This is a genomic window from Burkholderia sp. AU33423 (assembly GCF_002223135.1).
Lineage (GTDB): Bacteria > Pseudomonadota > Gammaproteobacteria > Burkholderiales > Burkholderiaceae > Burkholderia > Burkholderia lata_D.
The window spans coordinates 1,099,597-1,119,619 of record NZ_NKFH01000004.1 but is presented as its reverse complement, the minus strand read 5'-3'; the positions used below and the strand labels follow the sequence as shown (position 1 = coordinate 1,119,619).

18 protein-coding genes are annotated in these 20,023 nt (G+C 67.5%); 10 read left to right on the top strand and 8 right to left on the bottom strand.

Translation table 11 applies throughout. The features are described from left to right. Nucleotides 1–3 precede the first annotated feature (3 nt). Nucleotides 4–786, bottom strand: a complete 783-nt coding sequence (locus tag CFB50_RS07840) for an SDR family oxidoreductase (RefSeq protein ID WP_011351770.1) — start codon at nucleotides 784–786, stop codon at nucleotides 4–6. A gap of 178 nt (nucleotides 787–964) precedes the next feature. Here CFB50_RS07840 and CFB50_RS07835 point away from each other — a divergent pair, with 178 nt between their 5' ends. Further along, nucleotides 965–2,638 (top strand): electron transfer flavoprotein-ubiquinone oxidoreductase, encoded by a 1,674-nt coding sequence (locus CFB50_RS07835; protein ID WP_089445469.1) that lies wholly within the window; start codon nucleotides 965–967, stop codon nucleotides 2,636–2,638. Nucleotides 2,639–2,774: 136 nt separating this feature from the next. Here the strand turns inward: CFB50_RS07835 and aroC are convergent, their stop codons facing one another. From aroC to CFB50_RS07820, 3 genes are all read right to left on the bottom strand, one after another. After that, nucleotides 2,775–3,875 carry a chorismate synthase gene (aroC, locus tag CFB50_RS07830; RefSeq protein WP_089445468.1) on the bottom strand — a complete coding sequence of 367 codons (1,101 nt, stop codon included), beginning with the start codon at nucleotides 3,873–3,875 and terminating at the stop codon, nucleotides 2,775–2,777. 262 nt (nucleotides 3,876–4,137) lie between these two features. Further along, nucleotides 4,138–6,072: an MFS transporter gene (locus CFB50_RS07825; RefSeq protein ID WP_089445467.1), complete on the bottom strand. Its 1,935-nt coding sequence runs from the start codon at nucleotides 6,070–6,072 to the stop codon at nucleotides 4,138–4,140. 139 nt (nucleotides 6,073–6,211) lie between these two features. Next, complete coding sequence (locus CFB50_RS07820; protein ID WP_006755543.1) at nucleotides 6,212–6,667, bottom strand: CBS domain-containing protein; 456 nt, start codon at nucleotides 6,665–6,667, stop codon at nucleotides 6,212–6,214. 157 nt (nucleotides 6,668–6,824) lie between these two features. Here CFB50_RS07820 and CFB50_RS07815 point away from each other — a divergent pair, with 157 nt between their 5' ends. After that, entirely contained in the window at nucleotides 6,825–7,142 is a 318-nt protein-coding gene (locus CFB50_RS07815; protein ID WP_039347312.1) for an Mpo1-like protein, read from the top strand. 18 nt (nucleotides 7,143–7,160) lie between these two features. Here CFB50_RS07815 and CFB50_RS07810 read toward each other — a convergent pair whose 3' ends face one another. Continuing rightward, complete coding sequence (locus CFB50_RS07810; protein ID WP_089445466.1) at nucleotides 7,161–8,492, bottom strand: YihY family inner membrane protein; 1,332 nt, start codon at nucleotides 8,490–8,492, stop codon at nucleotides 7,161–7,163. A gap of 145 nt (nucleotides 8,493–8,637) precedes the next feature. On the opposite strand from CFB50_RS07810, the gene wrbA reads away from it, so the two are divergent. Genes wrbA through CFB50_RS07790 form a run of 4 tightly spaced genes read left to right on the top strand, consistent with a single transcriptional unit; the run spans nucleotide 8,638 to nucleotide 11,943 of the window. Further along, nucleotides 8,638–9,258, top strand: coding sequence for an NAD(P)H:quinone oxidoreductase (gene wrbA / locus CFB50_RS07805; RefSeq protein ID WP_069247794.1), 621 nt, complete (start codon nucleotides 8,638–8,640; stop codon nucleotides 9,256–9,258). Beyond that, nucleotides 9,255–9,647 carry a DUF2069 domain-containing protein gene (locus CFB50_RS07800; protein WP_089445465.1) on the top strand — a complete coding sequence of 131 codons (393 nt, stop codon included), beginning with the start codon at nucleotides 9,255–9,257 and terminating at the stop codon, nucleotides 9,645–9,647. Before wrbA ends, CFB50_RS07800 begins: the two co-directional genes overlap by 4 nt. Nucleotides 9,648–9,665: 18 nt before the next feature. Continuing rightward, a complete protein-coding gene (locus tag CFB50_RS07795) occupies nucleotides 9,666–11,087 on the top strand; it encodes an FAD-binding oxidoreductase (protein ID WP_027787719.1) in 1,422 nt (473 codons plus the stop codon). Nucleotides 11,088–11,112: 25 nt separating this feature from the next. Next, the gene (locus CFB50_RS07790) at nucleotides 11,113–11,943 is read left to right on the top strand and encodes a metallophosphoesterase (protein ID WP_089445464.1); all 831 of its coding nucleotides are present in this window, start codon (nucleotides 11,113–11,115) and stop codon (nucleotides 11,941–11,943) included. A gap of 60 nt (nucleotides 11,944–12,003) precedes the next feature. On the opposite strand, the gene CFB50_RS39435 is transcribed toward CFB50_RS07790, so the two are convergent. Next, the gene (locus tag CFB50_RS39435) at nucleotides 12,004–12,156 is read right to left on the bottom strand and encodes a hypothetical protein (RefSeq protein WP_163008969.1); all 153 of its coding nucleotides are present in this window, start codon (nucleotides 12,154–12,156) and stop codon (nucleotides 12,004–12,006) included. Nucleotides 12,157–12,273: 117 nt separating this feature from the next. Then, entirely contained in the window at nucleotides 12,274–13,215 is a 942-nt protein-coding gene (locus CFB50_RS07785) for a LysR family transcriptional regulator (protein WP_089445463.1), read from the bottom strand. A gap of 157 nt (nucleotides 13,216–13,372) precedes the next feature. Here CFB50_RS07785 and CFB50_RS07780 point away from each other — a divergent pair, with 157 nt between their 5' ends. The 4 genes from CFB50_RS07780 to CFB50_RS07765 are packed head-to-tail and all read left to right on the top strand — an operon-like array spanning nucleotide 13,373 to nucleotide 18,284. Next, nucleotides 13,373–14,980 (top strand): efflux transporter outer membrane subunit, encoded by a 1,608-nt coding sequence (locus CFB50_RS07780; RefSeq protein WP_089445462.1) that lies wholly within the window; start codon nucleotides 13,373–13,375, stop codon nucleotides 14,978–14,980. 14 nt (nucleotides 14,981–14,994) lie between these two features. Continuing rightward, nucleotides 14,995–17,196 (top strand): FUSC family protein, encoded by a 2,202-nt coding sequence (locus CFB50_RS07775; RefSeq protein ID WP_089445461.1) that lies wholly within the window; start codon nucleotides 14,995–14,997, stop codon nucleotides 17,194–17,196. Continuing rightward, the gene (locus CFB50_RS07770) at nucleotides 17,193–17,396 is read left to right on the top strand and encodes a DUF1656 domain-containing protein (protein ID WP_011351756.1); all 204 of its coding nucleotides are present in this window, start codon (nucleotides 17,193–17,195) and stop codon (nucleotides 17,394–17,396) included. The genes CFB50_RS07775 and CFB50_RS07770 overlap by 4 nt, the downstream gene beginning before the upstream one ends. A 12-nt stretch (nucleotides 17,397–17,408) precedes the next feature. After that, the gene (locus tag CFB50_RS07765; RefSeq protein ID WP_089445460.1) at nucleotides 17,409–18,284 is read left to right on the top strand and encodes an efflux RND transporter periplasmic adaptor subunit; all 876 of its coding nucleotides are present in this window, start codon (nucleotides 17,409–17,411) and stop codon (nucleotides 18,282–18,284) included. A gap of 21 nt (nucleotides 18,285–18,305) precedes the next feature. Here the strand turns inward: CFB50_RS07765 and CFB50_RS07760 are convergent, their stop codons facing one another. Then, nucleotides 18,306–19,979, bottom strand: coding sequence for a methyl-accepting chemotaxis protein (locus tag CFB50_RS07760; protein ID WP_069247786.1), 1,674 nt, complete (start codon nucleotides 19,977–19,979; stop codon nucleotides 18,306–18,308). Nucleotides 19,980–20,023: the final 44 nt, after the last annotated feature.

The following is a 20,023-nucleotide window of genomic DNA, read 5'->3' as shown; positions in this document are numbered from 1 at the left end:
CGCTCAGGCGAGGCCGAAGCCGTCGTCGGCGGAGATAATCGAGCCATTGATGAACTGCGACTCGTCGGCCGCGAGCAGCAACAACAGCCCGTCGAGATCCTGCGGCTTGCCGACGCGCCGGCGCGGCAGCATCGACTGCAGCTTCTGGCCCTGCTCGGTTTCCCACAGGTAATGATTGATTTCGGTATCGATATAGCCCGGACAGATCGCGTTGACGTTGATCCCGTGGCGCCCCCATTCGAGCGCCATCGCACGCGTCATCTGCACGACCGCGGCCTTGCTCATCGCGTACAGCCCGATCTGCGGAAACACGCGCAGCCCGGCCACCGACGCGATGTTGATGATCCGGCACGGCGGCTTGCCGTTGCCGCTTCCGTTCGCGCGCATGATCATCCGCTTCGCGACTTCCTGTGCGACGAAAAATGCGCCGCGCGTGTTGGTGTCGAATACGAACTCGAAATCCGCCGGCGTCACGTCGACGAGCTTCTGCATCGTCGAGACGCCCGAATTGTTCACGAGGATGTCGATCGTACCGGCCTCCGTCTCCGCGTGCGCGACCGCCGCCTTGATGCTCTGGACGTCGGTGACGTCGAGCGACACGACGTGCGCGGCGCCACCTGCCGCCTCGATCTCGGCACGCAGCTCCTTCAGGCGCTCGACCCGACGGCTCGCGAGCACGACCTTCGCACCGGCCTGCGACAGCACCTGCGCAAAGCGCTGCCCGAGGCCGCTCGACGCGCCCGTGACCAGCGCAACCTTGCCTTCCAGATTGATCGATCGACCCATTTGCACTTCCCCTTTCGATGTCGTTTCGCCGCCACGGGCAGCACGGCCCGAGCGGCATTACCCTAGCACGAAAATAGAACGATCGTGCTAATCTAGCCGCATGCTGTTGCGGCAAGCGTTTCGTTTCGCAGACAATACGCTCCCGAATAAAAGCATTCTAACGGTTAGAGGAACGCCAATGACCCCCGCAAGCCTCATCGAGCAATATGGCCCGCGCGAATCGATGGAATACGACGTCGTGATCGTCGGCGGCGGCCCCGCCGGGCTGTCGGCGGCGATCCGGCTCAAGCAGCTGGCCGCCGAGAAAGGCACCGAAATCGGCGTGTGCGTGCTCGAGAAGGGCTCCGAGATCGGCGCGCACATCCTGTCGGGCGCGGTGATGGACCCGCGCGCGATCACCGAGCTGTTCCCCGACTGGAAGGAACGCGGCGCGCCGCTCGACGTCGAGGTGACGGAAGACCGCTTCCTGTTCCTGTCCGAGAAGAGCGCGGTCACCACGCCGAACTGGGCGCTGCCCGCCAACTTCCAGAACCACGGCAACTACGTGATTTCGCTGGGCAACGTCACGCGCTGGCTTGGGGCACAGGCCGAGGCGCTCGGCGTCGAGATCTTCCCCGGCTTCCCGGCCGCGGAGATTCTCTATAACGACGATGGCTCGGTCAAAGGCGTCGCGACCGGCAACATGGGCGTGGGCAAGAACGGCGAGCCGACCGAGAACTTCCAGCTCGGCATGGAGCTGCACGCGAAGTACACGCTGTTCGCCGAAGGCTGCCGCGGCCATCTGGGCCGCCAGCTGATCTCGAAGTTCAAGCTCGACGCGAATGCCGATCCGCAGGCCTACGGGATCGGCATCAAGGAACTGTGGGAAATCGACCCAGCCAAGCACAAGCCGGGCCTCGTGATCCACACGGCCGGCTGGCCGCTGAAGTCGGACACCTACGGCGGCTCGTTCCTGTATCACATGGACAACAACCAGGTCGTGGTCGGCTTCGTGGTGGGCCTCGGCTACACGAACCCGTACCTGTCGCCGTTCGAGGAATTCCAGCGCTACAAGACGCACCCGTCGATCCGCGCGTTCCTCGAAGGCGGCAAGCGCGTGTCGTACGGCGCGCGCGCGATCACCGCGGGCGGGCTGCTGTCGCTGCCGAAGACGGTGTTCCCGGGCGGCGCGCTGATCGGAGACGACGCGGGCTTCCTGAACGCGTCGCGGATCAAGGGCAGCCACGCGGCGATCAAGACCGGCATGCTGGCAGCCGACGCCGCATTTGACGCGGTGCAGGCCGGCCGCCAGTCGGACGAGCTCAACGCCTATCCGGACGCCTTCAAGCAGTCGTGGCTGTACACGGAGCTGTACCGCGCGCGCAACTTCAAGCAGTGGATGGCCAAGGGGCTGTACCTCGGCACGCTGATGGTCGGGCTCGAGCAGAAGGTGATGGGCGGCAACGTGCCGTGGACGCTGCACCACAAGCATGCGGATCACGAGATGCTGAAGCCGGCATCGCAATGCCAGCCGATCGAGTATCCGAAGCCGGACGGCAAGCTGACGTTCGATCGCCTCTCGTCGGTGTTCATCTCGAACACGAACCACGAAGAGAACCAGCCGGCGCACCTGACGCTGAAGGATGCGAACGTGCCGGTGAACGTGAACCTGCGCACTTACGCGGGGCCGGAGGCGCGCTTCTGCCCGGCGGCGGTGTATGAATTCGTGAAGAATGACGACGGCAGCGATCGCCTGGTGATCAACGCGCAGAACTGCGTGCACTGCAAGACCTGCGACATCAAGGACCCGACGCAGAACATCGTGTGGGTCACGCCGGAAGGCGGCGGCGGGCCGAACTACCCGAACATGTAATTGCCGGAACGCGCCGCCACGAGCGGCGCGTTGTTTGGCTGCCGCAAACGAAACGGGGCGCTGCATCAAGCAGCGCCCCGTTTTGCATGCTCCGCGCAACGGCCGGGCGAGACGCGCAGCGCCCCACCCGCTTGCGTCAGGTCGCGCTGCCCGCGATCTTCGGCGTCGTCGTCTCGACGTCCCCGCACTGCGCGCGATGGCGCAGCGCATGATCGATCAGCACCAGCGCGAGCATCGACTCGGCGATCGGCGTCGCGCGAATGCCGACACACGGATCGTGACGACCGAACGTTTCCACCGTCGCTTCCTCGCCGGCCTTCGTAATCGAACGACGCGGCGTGCGGATGCTCGACGTCGGCTTGATCGCGATCGACACGGCGATGTCCTGCCCGGTCGAAATCCCGCCGAGCACGCCGCCCGCATGGTTGCCGACGAAGCCGGCCGGAGTCAGCTCATCGCCGTGCACCGAGCCGCGCTGCGCGACGCTGTCGAAGCCCGCGCCGATCTCGACGCCCTTCACCGCGTTGATGCTCATCATCGCCTTTGCGATGTCCGCATCGAGACGGTCGAACACCGGCTCGCCCCAGCCGACCGGCACGCCCGATGCGACGACGTCGATGCGCGCGCCGATCGAATCGCCATCCTTGCGCAGCGCATCCATGTACGCCTCGAGCTCCGGCACGACGGCCGCATTCGGCGAGAAGAACGGATTCTCGTGCACGTGCGACCAGTCGACGAACGGCACGTCGATCTCGCCGAGGCCGCTCATGTAGCCGCGCACCTCGACGCCGAAGCGCTCGCGCAGCCACTTCTTCGCGACCGCACCCGCGCCGACGATCGGCGCGGTCAGCCGTGCGGACGAGCGGCCGCCGCCGCGATAGTCGCGGATGCCGTATTTCTGCCAGTAGGTGTAGTCGGCGTGGCCGGGGCGGAACGTTTCGACGATGTTGCCGTAGTCCTTGCTGCGCTGGTCGGTGTTGCGGATCAGCAGCGCGATCGGCGTACCGGTCGTCACGCCTTCGAACACGCCCGACAGAATCTCGACCTCGTCGGCCTCCTGACGTTGCGTCACGTGACGCGACGTGCCGGGCTTGCGGCGATCGAGCTCGACCTGGATGTCGGCTTCGGTCAGCCCCATTCCCGGCGGGCAGCCGTCGATCACGCAGCCGATCGCGGGACCGTGCGATTCGCCGAAGGTCGTGACAGTGAAAAGCGTGCCGAGGGTATTGCCGGACATGATGGAACCGCCCAAAGAGAAATGGACAAACCGATGCGCTGCCCAGGCCGCAGGCAGGTCGATCGTTTGCCGGTCGAGAAAAGAGGTAAGCCGCTATTATGCCAGCCGTCCCGGGCACGCGGGCCGTGTGAACCGTTCGGACCATACCGGCCTGGTACGGGAACGGCCCGGGCGACGATTGCAGACCCGCGCCGTTCCGGTCGAACGGGCCCGTTCACGGCGGCCATGACGGCCCGGGGCGATGCCGCCGGGCCCGCCCCGCCTACTTCCGCGCGCCGCGCAGTTCGGTAACTGCCGCCTGAAGCGCTTCGGGCGTCGCGACCGACGCCGGGATCGGCTCGCCGACCGCCAGCGTCAGCCGGCTCATTACGCCGCGCTTGATGGGCCGCGGCATCCGCGCATCGGAATGCCGCGAAAAATAGCTGCCCCACAGCCCGCGCAGCGCCATCGGGATCACCGGCGCCGGCGTGCGCCCCAGGATCTCCGTGATGCCGTGGTGGAACGTGTTGATGTCGCCCGTCTTCGTCAGCTTGCCTTCCGGGAAGATGCACACGAGTTCGCCTTCCTTCAGCGCGGCCTCGCATGCGTCGTACGCACGCGCGAGCATCGCGGGATCCTCGTGGCGCGGCGCGATCGGGATCGCCTTCGCATGCCGGAACACCCAGCTCGCGAAGCGCGTCTTGAAGATCCGGTGGTCCATCACGAAACGGATCGGGCGCGGGCTCGCGGCGGCCAGCACGAGCGCATCGACATAACTGACGTGGTTGCACACGAGCACGGCCGCCCCTTCCGCCGGAATCCGCTCCGCGTGCACGAGGCGAATCCGGTAGAACGTATGCACGAGCACCCATGCGACGAAGCGCAGCAGGAACTCGGGCACGAGCAGATAGATATAAGCGGCGACGATCACATTCAGCAGCGCGGTGACGAGGAACAGCCCCGGGATATCGACGCCGGCCTTGGTCAGCCCCATCGCCATCACGGCCGACAGAATCATGAACAGCGCGTTCAGGATGTTGTTCGCGGCGATGATCCGCGCACGGTGCGTCGGCGCGCTGCGGCTCTGGATCAGTGCGTACAGCGGCACGCTGTAGAAGCCGCCGAACATCGCGAGCAGGAACAGGTCCGCCAGGATGCGCCAGTGGCGCGCACCGGCCAGGAATTCGCCGACCGACAGCAGATGGCCGGGCGACGGCAGCGCATGGCTCGCGAAATACAGCTCGATCGCGAACACGCTGATGCCGATCGAGCCGAGCGGCACGAGGCCGATCTCGACGCGCCGCTGCGACAGCCGTTCGCACAGCAGCGAGCCGAGGCCGATGCCGACCGAGAACGTCGCGAGCAGGATCGTGACGACGTCGGGGCTCGCGGACAGCACGTCCTTCGCGAAATTGAAGAACGACGTGAGGAACGTCGCGCCGACGAACCACAGCCACGAGATGCCGAGCAGGCTCAGGAACACGGTGCGGTTCTGCCGGGCGAGCCCGAGGTTGCGCCAGGTCTCGCTGACCGGATTCCAGTTGATCACGAGATCGGGCTGCGGCGCCGGCGTGGACGGCACGCGCTGCGCGACGAGCCGCCCCGCGAGCGCGATGACGACGACGCTCACCGCAAGCACGCGCTCGCCGTTGCCCTCGATGCCCGCGGCCGCGCCGCCGATGATCGTGCCGATCAGGATCGCGATGAACGTGCCCATCTCGACGAGGCCGTTGCCGCCGACCAGCTCGTGCTCGCCGAGATGCTGCGGCAGGTACGAATACTTGACGGGCCCGAACAGCGTCGAGTGCATCCCCATCATGAACGTGCACAGATACAGCAGCGGCGCGCTGTGCGTGACGAAGCCGGCCGCGCCGACCAGCATCAGCACGATCTCGAAGGTCTTCACGAAACGCGTGAGGGTCGCCTTGTCGTACTTGTCGGCGATCTGGCCGGACGTCGCCGAGAACAGCACGAACGGTAAGATGAAGATCGCGGAAATCAGGAAAGCCGCCGTCTTCGCATCGACGCCGGAGAACCGCGCGGTGTGATAGGTGACGAGAGACGTAAAGCCGATCTTGAAGACGTTGTCGTTCAGCGCGCCGAGGAACTGGGTCGTGAAGAACGGCGCGAAACGGCGCTCGCGCAGCAGGTCGAACTGCGACGCGTGCGCGTGCCGTTCGTCACGCCGCCTGGAAGTGGCTTGCGTTTGATCGCTCATGCGGAATACGCGCGCGCCGTCTGGGCAGCGCTGCGCGGGCCTCGTGTGGTCATTGAAAAAACGGCGGCGCAGGACAAACCTGCGCCGCCGCGTGCCGGGTGGCGGCGCCCGCGCGTGACGGCGACGGGCGCGGCGTGATTCACGACTTGTGCGCTTCGGCTTCCGATTCCGGCCAGTCGCGGATGTATGCCTTCAGCATCCGGTTCTCGAAGCTCTGCGCCTCGACGACCGTCTTCGCGACGTCATAGAACGAAATGACGCCCATCAGCACCTTCTTGTCGAGCACCGGCATGTAGCGCGCATGGCGCTCGAGCATCATCCGGCGCACTTCGTTGACGTCCGTTTCCGGCGTGCACGTGAGCGGCTCGTCCATCACCTTGCGCACCTGCACGTCGCCGATCGCGCCGCCGTTCACGTGCAGACGCAGGATGATCTCGCGGAACGTCAGCATCCCGACGAGATCGCCGTACTCCATCACGACGAGCGAACCGATGTCGTGTTCGGCCATCGTATCGACCGCTTCGCGCAGCGGCTTATCGGGCGTCACCGTAAACAGCGTGTTGCCCTTCACTTTCAGAATATCGCTGACGCGCATCGTAGTCCCCTCATGCTTGAATGCAAAACCTCTTTCGATCGTATCGGAAAGCCTGTCAAAAGGAAAGCGCGGGCCCGCGCGGCGGCCCGCCCCCGCTTGCGGAAGCGGACTGCCGGCAGCACAATGGCCCCATGAACAGCGGCCGGAGGAGACGTCCATGGCGCATACGCATTCGGAGCAATTCGCCAGCTTCGCTGATTTCTACCCGTATTACCTGAATGAACACCAGAACCGGACGTCGCGGCGGCTGCACTTCATCGGCTCGCTCGGCGTGATCGGCTGTGTCGCGATGGCGATCGCGACCGGCGACTGGCTGTGGCTGCCTGCAGCCATCGTCTGCGGCTACGGGTTCGCGTGGGTCGGACACTTCTTCTTCGAGAAGAACCGCCCGGCCACGTTCCGGCACCCGATCTACAGCCTGATGGGCGACTGGGTGATGTTCAAGGATATCTGTACGGGCAAGATCCCGTTGTAACGCGGCCGAACGCCCTGCTCACGCGGGCCGCGGCGGACGTGCATGCGGGTCGGACACGCCGCCTGGCGCCTGTCCCGGAACGCCCGCCGGCTGTGCGCCAGCCAGCCGGTGCGCGGCGATCAGCGTCGCGAGCGACACGTCGAAGCGGTCGCTCGACAACACCGCAAGCAGCGCCGCACCGTCGACGTGGCTGCGGCGCCGCTGCAGCTGGTAGGTGAGTTCCGTGCGGTCGATCACCAGCACGTCGAACAGCTGCGCAAGCGTCAACTGCTCCGGATTCGCGAGCAGGATGTAGCGCGGCGTGGTTTCGCCGCCGCCGTCGAGCCGCGCAATCCACTCCCGCTCCTCCATCGTCGTCAGCAGGCGCTGGGCGGTTTCCATGTCGCAGCGCAGCATGGTCGCGAGCAGCATCGCCGTGTAGCCTCGCTTGCCGGCCGTGCGCACTTCGGCCAGCCGCGCGAGCATCTCCAGCGCGTCGAGCAGGTCGCTGCCCGGATAGTGGATGCGGTGAAACTGGCCGACGCGAATCGCCGGCAGCGCGGAAGCCACCATCGCGCCGAGCAGCGCGATGAACCAGCTCAGGTACACCCATAACAGGAACACGGGCAGCGCCGCGAACGCGCCATAAACGGCCGTATAGGTCGGAATGCGCCGAACGTAGTAGCCGAAGCCGCGCTTCGCGAGCTCGAATGCGACGGCCGCGAACAGTCCGCCGATCACCGCGTCGCGCCACGCAACCGTGCAGTTCGGCAGGTACACGTACAGCAGCGTGAACGCGAGCACCGTCAACGGCAACGATACGAGCGCGAGCAGCCACTCGACGATCGACGTGGACGGCCCCGCGCCGGTGAACGCGAGCGACTGCGTGAACAGGTACGACGAGATCGACAGGCTCACGCCGAACAGCAGCGGGCCGAGCGTGATCAGCGCCCAGTACGCGAGCACGCGCTGCGCGAACGGCCGCGGCTTGCGCACCCGCCAGATCAGGTTGAAGGCCGATTCGATCGTCATCATCGTCATCACCGACGTGACGACGAGCACGATCAGGCCGGCCGTCGTCAGCCCCTTCGCCTTCGACGCGAACTGGTTCAGGTACTTGAAGATCTGGACGTTGAACTGCGCGGGCATCAGGTGATCCGCGAGGAACCCCTGCAGCGAGATCTGGAACGACGCGAACATCGGGAACGCGGTGAACAGCGCGAACGCGACCGTCACGAGCGGCACGAGCGCCAGCATCGTCGTGAACGTCAGGCTGCCCGCCACTTGCGGGATGCGATCCTCGGCGCTGCGCCGGGCCGCGAACCGCGCGAGGCGCTTGATGGTGTCGAGATCGACGCTCAACTTCGGCAAACGACTTCTCCTTCTTGATGCCGCGCGCCCGACGGCGCGCCGCCGCCGCGCTGCGCGACGGCTTCAGCCCCTATAATAGCCGCTCGATTCCAGCAGGGGCCGACTGCACCGGGCACGCGCGCGGCCGCACGCGGCTCCGTAGCCCATGAAAGACATCCTCGTCCTCTATTACAGCCGCCACGGCGCCACGCGCGATCTCGCGCTCGCGATCGCGAACGGCATCGACAGCGTGCCGGGCATGCAGGCCCGCATCCGCACCGTGCCGCCCGTGTCGGCCGTCTGCGAAGCCACCGCCCCCGACATTCCCGCCGACGGCCCGCCGTACGCTGAACTGCGGGATCTCGAGGAATGCGCGGGCCTCGCGCTCGGCTCGCCGACCCGCTTCGGCAACATGGCCGCCTCGCTCAAGTATTTCCTCGACGGCACCACACCGCAATGGCTGTCGGGCGCACTGACCGGCAAGCCGGCCAGCGTGTTCACGTCGACGGGCAGCCTGCACGGCGGCCAGGAATCGACGTTGCTGTCGATGATGCTGCCGCTGCTCCATCACGGAATGATGATCGTCGGGATCCCGTACACGGAATCCGCGCTCACCACGACGCGCACCGGCGGCACGCCGTACGGCGCATCGCACGTCGCGCAGCACGATCGCTCGGCAGCCGCCGGGCTGTCGGCGGACGAAAAGGCGCTCGCGGCCGCGCTCGGCGTGCGGCTCGCGCGCGCGGCGGCCGCCCTTTCCAGCGCCCAGGCCGCCGAGACCGCATGAACTCGCCGGCCCGCCCCGCCGTCGCGGCGCGGCCGCGCTACGCGCTGGTCGCCACCGCGTGCCTCGTCGCACTGATCGCGCTGTCGCTCGCGTGGGAGCTGTGGCTCGCGCCGCTGCGTCCGGGCGGCTCCGCGCTGATGCTCAAGGCGATCCCGCTCGCGCTCGCGCTGCCCGGCGTCTGGCGGCGTAACATCTATACGATGCAGTGGGCGAGCATGCTGATACTCGTCTATTTCGCCGAAGGCGTCGTGCGCGGCATGTCCGATCGCGGGCTGTCCGCGACGCTCGGCTGGTGCGAGACCGCGCTCGCCGTCGTCTTCTTCGTGGCGGCGCTGGCGTACGTCGCGCCGTTCAAGCGCGCGGCGAAAAAGTCGCGCGCCGCGTCCTGACCCTTACGCGACAAGGTGATGATGTCCTCCGAAGCTTTCGTTTCCGCGTGCCGCGACGCGATCGGCGCCGATCATGTGCTGACCGACCCGCACGATACCGAACCGTTCCTGACCGACTGGCGCCGCCGCTACAAGGGCGCCGCGTGCGCGGTGCTGAAGCCCGCGAACACGGCCGAAGTCGCGGCGCTCGTCAAGCTGGCCAACGCACACGGCATCGCGCTCGTGCCGCAAGGCGGCAACACGGGCCTGGCCGGCGGCGCCACGCCCGATGCGAGCGGCAGCCAGGCCGTGCTGAGCGTCGCGCGCCTGAACCGCGTGCGTGCGCTCGATCCGCACAACAACACGATCACCGTCGAAGCCGGCGTGATCCTCGCAGACGTGCAGGCGCGCGCCCGCGAAGGCGGCCGGCTGTTCGCGCTGAGCCTCGCGGCGGAAGGCAGCTGCACGATCGGCGGCAACCTGTCGACCAACGCGGGCGGCACCGCGGTGCTGCGCTACGGCAACGCGCGCGAGCTGTGTCTCGGGCTCGAGGTCGTGACGCCGCAGGGCGAGATCTGGGACGGCCTGCGCGGACTGCGCAAGGACAACACGGGCTACGACCTGCGCGACCTGTTCATCGGCGCGGAAGGCACGCTCGGGATCATCACGGCGGCCGTGATGAAACTGCATCCGCTGCCCGCGGCACAGGTCACCGCACTCGCCGCGCTCGAATCGCCGCACGCGGCGCTCGATTTCCTCGCCCTCGCGCAGCGCGCGGCCGGGCCGCTGCTGACCGGCTTCGAGCTGATGTCGGACTTCTGCATGCAGCTCGTCGGCAAGCACTACCCGCAACTGCGCTACCCGTTCGCGCAGACACATGCGCAGACGGTGCTGCTCGAACTGTCCGACAATGAAAGCGAAGCGCATGCGCGCGCGCTGTTCGAGAAACTGATGGAAGAAGCATTCGAGGCCGGGCTCGTGGTCGACGCGGTGGTTGCGGAGAATCTCGCGCAGTCGCGCGCGTTCTGGGATCTGCGCGAGCACATCCCGCTCGCGCAGGCCGACGAAGGGCTCAACATCAAGCACGACATCGCGGTGCCGATTTCGTCGATCGCGCGCTTCATCGACGAGACCGACGCGGCGATCCAGCAGGCCGCGCCGGGCGCGCGGATGGTCACGTTCGGCCACCTCGGCGACGGCAATCTCCACTACAACGTGCAGATGCCCGAAGGCGGCGACCCGAAAGCGTTCCTGGCCGCGTTCCAGGCGCCGATCAACCGGATCGTCTACGACAACGTGCATCGCCACCACGGCACGATCAGCGCGGAGCACGGCATCGGCCAGTTGAAGATCGACGACGCGCAGCGTTACAAGTCGCCGGTCGAAACGACGCTGATGCGCACGCTGAAGACCGCGCTCGATCCGCGCGGCCTGATGAATCCCGGCAAGGTCCTGCGCTGAAGCCGTCCACTCCGGAGCCACGCCCGTGAAAGTCCGCGTCCTGTCCGACCTGCATCTCGAAAGCAACCTGCCCGATGCGATCCCGCATGCCGACGCGGATCTCGTCGTGCTCGCCGGCGACATCCACAATCACGCAGAAGGCCTGCGCTGGGCCGCCGAAACGTTCGATCCCGCGGTGCCGGTGATCTACGTGCCGGGCAACCACGAGTACTACGACGGGGAATTCGGTGCGCTGGAGACGGCGATGCGCGATGCGGCGCAGGCGCTCGACAACGTGCATTACCTGAACAACGACGTCTACGTCGATCCCGAGCAGCGCTTCCGCGTGCTCGGCACGACGCTCTGGGCCGATTTTTCGCTGTTCGGCAACGACGAAGCCAGCCTCGCCGGTTCGATCGAGGCCGGGCTGCGCGTGATGCTCGATTTCAAGGGATTGATCCAGGTGACCTGGCCGCACGACGCGGCACTGCATGCGGCGCCGGGCACGCAAGAGCGGGATTTCTCGCCGGCGGACGCGATCGCGCTGCATCGACGCAGCCGCGCGTGGCTCGAAGCGCAGCTCGCCACACCGTTCGCGGGCCAGACGATCGTCGTGACCCACCATGCGCCGCACCGGCGCTCGCTGGCGGAGCGCTACGCGGAAGATCTTGCGTCGGCGGGATTCGTGACAGACATGGCGGAACTCGTGAAGCCGCCGGTCAATCTGTGGCTCCATGGCCACACGCATACGTCATTCGACTATGTGGCGGACGGCGGCACACGCGTGGTGTGCAACCCGCGCGGCTACATCCACCGGCGCACCGGCGAACTGGAAAATACCGCGTTCGCGTGGGGCAAGGTCGTCGAGCTCGGCTGAACGCCGAGCCCGCGCGGCCGCGTTGCACGGCCTTTTTCGACCCGGAGCGTGACGGCCGGATCAGCGGCCGGGGCGGCGTTGCTCGCGCACTCGCACCGGTACCGGCTTCATCTGCGCCTTCGCCTTCATCGCGCGCAGCAGGTCGCGGGTCGCCGCGGCGGCCGCGGCCGCGCCCAGCAGGACTCCAAGGCCGATCATCAGGTGCGTATCCATTGCTACTCCGGGGTTGCGTATCTCGTTAATTCCCACAGTATCAAACTGTCTGACACGCGTTCGTAAAAAAATGTTGCGTGAAGGACAAATCTCGTCAGATTGCGGTCAACCGCGCTGTCATGTCGCACGCGTGTACGGCTCGAGCGCGGCTTCGTCGGCTGCGAGCGTGGCCGGCAGTTCGTCGCGCAGGAAATCGACCCAGGTGCGAATTTTCGCGTCGAGGTACTGGCGCGACGGATACAGCGCGTAGATGTTCATCGCGTGCGACCGGTAATCGGGCATCACGCGCACGATGTGCCCGCTGCGCAACCAGCCGATCGCCGAATAGAGCGGCAGACCGCCGATCCCCATCCCTTCCCGCACGGCCACCGCAAGCGCCTCGGCGACGTTCACGCGAAACGGCGGCGCCGTGATCGGGACGACCTCGTCGCCGTTCGGCCCCGCCAGCGCCCATTCGTCGAACTGGAAGCCCGGCCCGATCATCCCGAGACAGACGTGCTGTGCGAGATCCGCCGGCCGCTGCGGCACGCCGTGCGCCTCGACGTAGCCGCGCGACGCGCACACCACGCTGTAGCTCTCGCCGAGCCGCTGCGACACGAGCCCCGAATCCGGCAGGTCGCGGCCGACGACGATCGCGACGTCATACCCCTCGTCGAGCAGGTCAGGCATCCGCTGCGCGAGGGTCAGCTCGACGTGCACGTCCGGGTACCGCTCGCGATAACGCGCGATGGCCGGCACCAGGTAGTGCTGGCCGAGGCTCGTGAAGCAATGCACCTTCAGCTTGCCCGACGGGCGCGCATGTGCGTCGCCCGCCTCGGCTTCGGCCTGGTCGACATACGCGAGGATCTGCTCGCAGCGCTGCAGGTAGCGCTCGCCGGCTTCGGTCAGCGCGATCCGGCGCGTCGTGCGGTTCAGGAGACGCGTGCGCAGGTGCGCCTCGAGATCCGAGACCGCGCGCGACGCGTAGGCGGTAGTCGAATTCATCTGCTGGGCGGCCGCGGTAAAGCTTCCCGCGTCGACCACGCGGACGAATACCCGCATGTTTTGTAACGTATCCATCCCATTACCCATTTGAATCCGGACGGATTGTTGCACAGAGGCGAACAAGTATTGTCTCAGGATTCGTAAAAATGACTTGCACCCTTGTCCATTTATTCAGGAATCACTGAAAAATATAATCGCATCCGACTCATCTATATCCGAAAGGGAGAAAATCGTGCAGTCTCCGGCGACAAAAGGGACGCTCGCACTGGCGGTTCTTGCAGTCTCATTAATAATGGCCGGATGCGCGAGCATGGGCGACAACAAGCCGCAGTCGGCCCGCATCGAGGCGAACGCGCTCGATGCCGGCGCCGCGATCCGTGCGGCCGACCGTGACGCGGGCTGGCCCGCAGCCGACTGGTGGCGCGCCTACCGCGATCCGCAACTCGACGCCTGGATCGCCGACGCCCAGGCCGGCAACCCGACGCTCGCGGCCGCCGAGGCACGGGTGCGCGAAGCGCAGGCAATGGCACGCGTGGCCCGTTCGGCCGAGTTGCCGCAGATCAACGGCAACCTGTCGCTGATGCGCCAGCACTGGCCGGACAACGTGTATTACGGCCCCGGCCCGCTCGCGAACGCCGATACCTGGAACAACACCGGCACGCTCGGCCTGTCGTACCACCTCGACCTGTGGGGCAAGGACAAGAACGCGACCGAGCGCGCGCTCGACACCGCGCATGCGACCGCCGCCGACGCGCGTGCGGCCAAGCTCGAGCTCGAAGTCAACGTCGTGCGCGCGTATGTCGGCATGTCGATGAACTATGCGTTGCTCGACCTCGCGCACGAAACGTTCGAACGCCAGCGCTCGCTCGCCGATCTGGCGCGCAAGCGGCTGCAGGCCGGCCTCGGCACGCAGCTCGAAGTGAGCCAGGCGGAATCGACGCTGCCCGATTATGAGCGCCAGATCGACAGCTACGAGGAAGCGATCCAGCTCGCGCGGCACCAGCTCGCCGCGCTGGCCGGCAAGGGCCCGGGCGCGGGCGATGCGATCAAGCGGCCGAAGCTGTCGCTCGACGCACCGGCCGGCCTGCCGTCGGCGATGCCGGCCGACCTGCTCGGCCGCCGCCCCGACGTCGTCGCGGCGCGCTGGACGGTCGACGCGCAGGCGCGCGGCATCGATGTCGCAAAGGCGTCGTTCTACCCGAACATCGACCTGCTCGCGACGGTCGGCGGCTTCGGCGTGACCGCGCCGTTCACCGACTTCCTGCGCGCAATGAACGGCGGCTGGACGGCCGGCCCCGCGCTGTCACTGCCGATCTTCGAAGGCGGCCGGCTGCGTGCGCAACTCGGCGCCGCGAATGCCGGCTACGACCAGGCGGTCGAGCGCTACAACCAGACGATCGTCGGCGCGCTCAAGGACATCGCCGACCAGGTCGTGCGGATCCGTTCGCTCGATACGCAGAAAAAGGACGCCGCACGCTCGGTGGCCGCCAACGACCGCAGCTACCAGCTGTCGCGCGAAGGCTTCCGCCGCGGGCTGACCGACTACGTGAACGTGCTGGTCGCGCAGCAGCAGTTGCTGCGCGCGCAGGAGACGGCCGCCCGCATCGATGCGGAACGCCTCGCCGCGCACGCGCAGTTGATGGCCGCGCTCGGCGGTGGCGTCGAGACGGGAATGGACGTTCGGGGTGGCCATCCGCGGGACGGCCATCCGTCGCACGACGAATCCGCCGCGGGCGCAGCCGCGCCTGCCGCCGCGTCGGGCGCGAAGCCCGTGGCAGCCGTCGCCCGGCCCGCGCAGGTGGCCGCCGCCGGTGCGTCCGGCGTGCCGGCCGCACGATAACGCGGAGCGACGCCATGTCAGCCTCCTCTCCCGCCTCCACGCCCGCCGGCGGCCCGTTCGCGGCCTGGACCGCCGCGTTCGGCGACTGGGCCCGCACCGACGGCGCTGCGTGGCTCTATCTGTTCAAGGCGCTGCTCGCGACCTTCATCGCGCTCGGCGTGTCGATGCGGCTCGACCTGCCGGCACCGAAGACGGCGATGACGACCGTCTTCATCGTGATGCAGCCGCAAAGCGGCGCCGTGCTCGCGAAGAGCTTCTACCGGGTCGCCGGAACGATCTTCGGGCTCATCGCGACGCTCACGTTCGTCGGGCTGTTCCCGCAGCAGCCGCAGCTGTTCCTGCTGGCGATCGCCATCTGGATCGCACTGTGCACCGCAGGCGCCGCGCGCAATCGCAACTTCCGCAGCTACGGCTTCCTGCTCGCCGGCTATACGACCGCGCTGATCGGCTTGCCCGCGTCGCAGCACCCGGACGGAGCATTCATGAGCGCGATGACGCGCGTGTCCGAAGTCATCATCGGGATCGTGTCGGCCGGCGTCGTCAGCGCGCTCGTGTTTCCGCAGTACACGGGCGAACAGATGCGCACGACGGTGCGCAAGCGCTTCGGCAGCTTCGTGGACTACGTCGCGTCGGCGCTGTCGGGCCAGCTCGACCGCGCGCACATCGAGACCATCCACACGCGCTTCGTCGCCGACGTGGTCGGCTTCGAGGCCGCGCGCAGCATGGCCGTATTCGAGAATCCGGACACGCGCATGCGTAGCGGCCGGCTCGCGCGCCTGAACAGCGAGTTCATGAGCGCATCGAGCCGCTTTCACGCGCTGCATCAGTTGATGAACCGGCTGCACGCGGCCGGTGCGCAGGCTGCGATCGATGCGATCGAACCGTATTTCCGCGAAATCGCGCCGCTGCTCACGCGCCATGGCGAACCCGTGCGCACGTCGATCGACGCCGCGCACTCGGCCGAGCAACTGCTCGCGTGGCGCGACGCGCTGCCGCGCCGCATCCGCGCGACGCGCGCGGAACTCGAAACGCAGCCCGATTTCCCGCTGCTCGACTTCGACACGGCCGCCGAGCTGCTGTACCGCTTCATCACCGACCTGCAGGAATACGCGGCGACCTATGCATCGCTCGCGACCGCGACGCACGAGCGCGAACGCTGGATCGAGCGCTACGAGCCGCGCACCAACCGGACGGCCGCCACGATCGCGGGGATCCGCACCGCGACGGTGATTCTCGCGCTGGGCTGGTTCTGGATCGAGACCGCGTGGCCGAGCGGCGTGATGCTGGTGCTGAATGCCGCGGCGACCTGCGCGCTCGCGTCGTCGGCACCGCGCCCGACCGCGATGGCCGCCCAGATGGGGATGGGCACGGCGCTGGCCGTTTGTACCGGCTTCCTGCTGATGTTCGGCATCTATCCGCGGATCGACGGCTTCTGGCTGCTGTGCGCGGCGCTCGCGCCGCTGCTCGCGATCGGCATCTACATGACGCTGAAGCCGAAGCTCGCGGGCTACGGGATGGGCTACCTGATCTTTTTCTGCTTTCTCGCCGGCCCGGACAGCATCACGCACTACGATCCGATGAGCTTCATGAACGACGCGCTCGCGCTGCTGCTGTCGATGCTGGTATCCGCGATCGCGTTCGCCGTGCTGTTCCCGCCGACCGCGCCGTGGCTCAAGAAACGCCTGTTCGCGGACCTGCGCCACCAGGCCGTCGCGGCCTGCCATGCGCGGCTCGCCGGATTGCGCACGCGCTTCGAGAGCGGCGCGCGCGACCTGATTTACCAGGCGCACACGCTGTCGGCCGACCAGCCCGACGTGCAGCGCGACGCGCTGCGCTGGATGTTCGCCGTGCTCGAAACCGGCAACGCGGCCATCGACCTGCGCCACGAGCTGGCCACGCTGCCGTCCGAGCCGCGCTATGCGCCGACGACGCCGTGGCGACGTGCGATCGAGACGATGCGCGCCGCGCTGTCGTCGCTGTTCGCCCGGCCGGACGCCGAACGCTTCGACGCAACGCTCGCCGCGGTCAACGATGCGATCGACGCGACCCGGCAGACGCTCGACGCGTTCACGCCTTCGCGCGAGGAGCGCCACCGGCTGCAGCGCATCCTGAGCCACCTGCATTTCGTGCGCACGGCCCTGCTCGATCCCGAATCGCCGCTCGCCGCGCTCAACCGCAACCGCCCCGTGCGTCCCCAACCAGGAGCCTCGTCATGATGCCGCGTGAAATCGCCATTCTCGATGCCTACATGCCCACGGTGGTGCTGATGTTCGTCCTCGGCGCGCTCGCGACCTGGGCCGTCGACCGCCTGCTCGCCTACACGGGCCTCTACCGTCTCGTCTGGCACCCGTCGCTGTTCCGGGCCTGCCTTCTCGTCTGCATTTGCGGCGGACTGAGTCTTGCCGTTTACCGTTGATTCCGAACCATCATGATTCTCAGAAAACTCTTCGGCTTCGTCGCGACCGCCGTCATTCTTCTCGTCGCGATCCTGATCGGGCGCTCGCTGTGGGTGCACTACATGGATGATCCGTGGACGCGCGACGGGCGCGTGCGCGCCGAGATCGTCAACGTCGCGCCGGACGTGTCGGGCGCGATCGTCGAGCTGCCCGTGCATGACAACCAGCTCGTCAAGAAAGGCGACCTGATCATGCAGATCGACCCGTCGCACTACCAGATCGCGGTCGAGCAGGCGCAGGCGGCCGTCGCCGCCCGTCGCGCGGAACTGCAGATGCGCCGCGACGACGCGGCCCGCCGCGCGGATCTCGATGCGCTCGTCGTGTCGAAGGAAAACCGCGAGAACGCGGCACACAGCGCATCGAGCGCCGATGCGCAGTACCAGCAGGCGATCGCCGCGCTCGATGCCGCGAAGCTCAACCTCGAGCGCACGCGCGTCGTCGCGCCGGTCGACGGCTACGTCACGAACCTGCAGACGTTCAAGGGCAACTACGCGGTGGCCGGCCAGGCGAAGCTCGCGATCGTCGACAGCCATTCGTTCTGGGTCTACGGCTACTTCGAGGAAACCAAGCTGCCGCGCGTGAAGATCGGCGCGCCGGCCGAGATGCGGCTGATGAGCGGCGGCGTGATGAAGGGCCACGTCGAGAGCATCTCGCGCGGCATCTACGACCGCGACAACCCGCAGAGCCGCGATCTCGTCGCGGACGTGAACCCGACCTTCAACTGGGTGCGCCTCGCGCAGCGCGTGCCGGTGCGCATCAAGATCGACGACGTGCCGGCCGACGTGGTGCTGTCGGCGGGCACGACCTGCACGGTCATCATCGATCCGGACAAGCAGAAGAAGTCGTAAGCGCCGGATGGCCGGGCGCGCTTACGCGGCGATGCGGAAACGCCCGACCAGCGACTTCAGCGCCTGAGCCTGCTCGTCGAGCGCATTCGCGGCCGCGGCCGCCTGTTCGACGAGCGCCGCGTTCTGCTGCGTGCCGGCATCCATCTGCGTGACCGCACGGCCGATCTCCTCGATGCCGGCGCTCTGCTCGTCGGATGCCGCCGAAATCTCGCCGATGATGTCGGTCACGCGCTTCACCGCCCGCACGACGTCGCCCATCGTGCGGCCCGCATCGTGCGCGAGCGTCGCGCCGTTCGCGACGCGTTCGACCGATGCACCGATCAGCTCGCGGATCTCCTTCGCCGCGGTCGCCGAACGCTGCGCGAGCAACCGCACCTCGCCCGCGACCACCGAAAAACCGCGCCCCTGTTCGCCCGCGCGCGCCGCCTCGACCGCCGCGTTCAACGCGAGAATGTTGGTCTGGAACGCGATCCCCTCGATCGTGCCGATGATGTCGCGGATATTCTTCGCGCTGTCGTCGATCTCGCTCATCGTCGCCACCACACGCCCGACGACTTCCCCGCCCGTCTCCGCGACGGCCGATGCATTGGCCGCGAGCGCGCTCGCCTGCCGCGCGTTCTCGGCGTTCTGGCGTACGGTCGACGTGAGCTGCTCCATGCTGGCCGCGGTGCGTTCGAGCGCGACGGCCTGCTGCTCGGTGCGCTTCGACAGATCGAGATTGCCGGTGGAGATCTCGCCCGACGCCGCCGCGATCGCCTCGGCGCTGACCGCGATCTCGCCGACCGTCGCCGCGAGCCCCGTCTGCATCTCGGCCAGCGCACGCACCATGCTGTCGCGGTCGTGCCGGCCCAGTGTGATCGGTCGCGTCAGGTCGCCGCGCGCGATGTCCGCGGCGATCGCCTTCGCGTGCGCGGGCTCGCCGCCGAGCTGCGACGCGAGACGGCGCACGACGCGCTCGGCGATCACGATCGCGAGCACGATCAGCGCAACCGTCATCGCCGCGATCATCGCGAACGACGACGAGAATATGGTGGCGGACGCATCGAGCGTCGCCTTCGACTTCGCCCCACGCGTCTTCACGAGTTCGGCGACCAATTTCTCGAGCTTGCCGGTTTCGACCAGCAGCGACACGTCCTGCGTGCCGACCTGCCAGTTCATCTGCGACAGGTCGAGCGGCTGCGCACGCACGAGTTCGACGAAATCGCGCAGATGCGCGCTCCACGTACCGACCGCCGTCGAGAAGGCGCGCAGCCGCGCCGAATCGTCGGCGTCGGCCGGATCCGCGTAGCGCTGCAGCGTACCGAGCGCCTGGCCGATCGACGCGAGCCCCGCGCCCACGTCGGCGCCCAGTTCGTCGCGCTCCTTCGCAGTGGTCGCAGTCAGCAGCATCTTCTGGGCACGGCTCGCGCGCAGCACTTCGGCCCGGACCTCCTCGGCCGCGCGGCTCGCGACGTGGCCCTGCTCGTAGACCGACGAGATCGACGCATTCAGCCGGCTGATCTGCCAGAGCGAAAACATGCCGATCGCCAGCGTGCCGGCGAGCAGGATCGCGAATGCGGCGCGCAACGTCGCCTTGACGGTCCACGGCCGGCGCTCGCGACGCGCCGCGCGCAGGCGCCGTGCGGCGCGACCGGCGGCAACGTCGGGTGCGGCAGCCGCCGCACCGGGCTGTGGATGCAAAGATGCTGCTTTCATCGAACTATCCCCATATTGATCACGCAGCCGGAAAGGTCGGTCCC

Coding starts and splice junctions, on each gene's coding strand:
- CFB50_RS07840 (WP_011351770.1), bottom strand. CDS start 786: ATGGGTCGATCGATCAATCTGGAAGGCAAGGTTGCGCTGGTCACGGGC.
- CFB50_RS07835 (WP_089445469.1), top strand. CDS start 965: ATGACCCCCGCAAGCCTCATCGAGCAATATGGCCCGCGCGAATCGATG.
- aroC (WP_089445468.1), bottom strand. CDS start 3,875: ATGTCCGGCAATACCCTCGGCACGCTTTTCACTGTCACGACCTTCGGC.
- CFB50_RS07825 (WP_089445467.1), bottom strand. CDS start 6,072: ATGAGCGATCAAACGCAAGCCACTTCCAGGCGGCGTGACGAACGGCAC.
- CFB50_RS07820 (WP_006755543.1), bottom strand. CDS start 6,667: ATGCGCGTCAGCGATATTCTGAAAGTGAAGGGCAACACGCTGTTTACG.
- CFB50_RS07815 (WP_039347312.1), top strand. CDS start 6,825: ATGGCGCATACGCATTCGGAGCAATTCGCCAGCTTCGCTGATTTCTAC.
- wrbA (WP_069247794.1), top strand. CDS start 8,638: ATGAAAGACATCCTCGTCCTCTATTACAGCCGCCACGGCGCCACGCGC.
- CFB50_RS07800 (WP_089445465.1), top strand. CDS start 9,255: ATGAACTCGCCGGCCCGCCCCGCCGTCGCGGCGCGGCCGCGCTACGCG.
- CFB50_RS07795 (WP_027787719.1), top strand. CDS start 9,666: ATGATGTCCTCCGAAGCTTTCGTTTCCGCGTGCCGCGACGCGATCGGC.
- CFB50_RS39435 (WP_163008969.1), bottom strand. CDS start 12,156: ATGGATACGCACCTGATGATCGGCCTTGGAGTCCTGCTGGGCGCGGCC.
- CFB50_RS07785 (WP_089445463.1), bottom strand. CDS start 13,215: ATGGATACGTTACAAAACATGCGGGTATTCGTCCGCGTGGTCGACGCG.
- CFB50_RS07775 (WP_089445461.1), top strand. CDS start 14,995: ATGTCAGCCTCCTCTCCCGCCTCCACGCCCGCCGGCGGCCCGTTCGCG.
- CFB50_RS07770 (WP_011351756.1), top strand. CDS start 17,193: ATGATGCCGCGTGAAATCGCCATTCTCGATGCCTACATGCCCACGGTG.
- CFB50_RS07765 (WP_089445460.1), top strand. CDS start 17,409: ATGATTCTCAGAAAACTCTTCGGCTTCGTCGCGACCGCCGTCATTCTT.
- CFB50_RS07760 (WP_069247786.1), bottom strand. CDS start 19,979: ATGAAAGCAGCATCTTTGCATCCACAGCCCGGTGCGGCGGCTGCCGCA.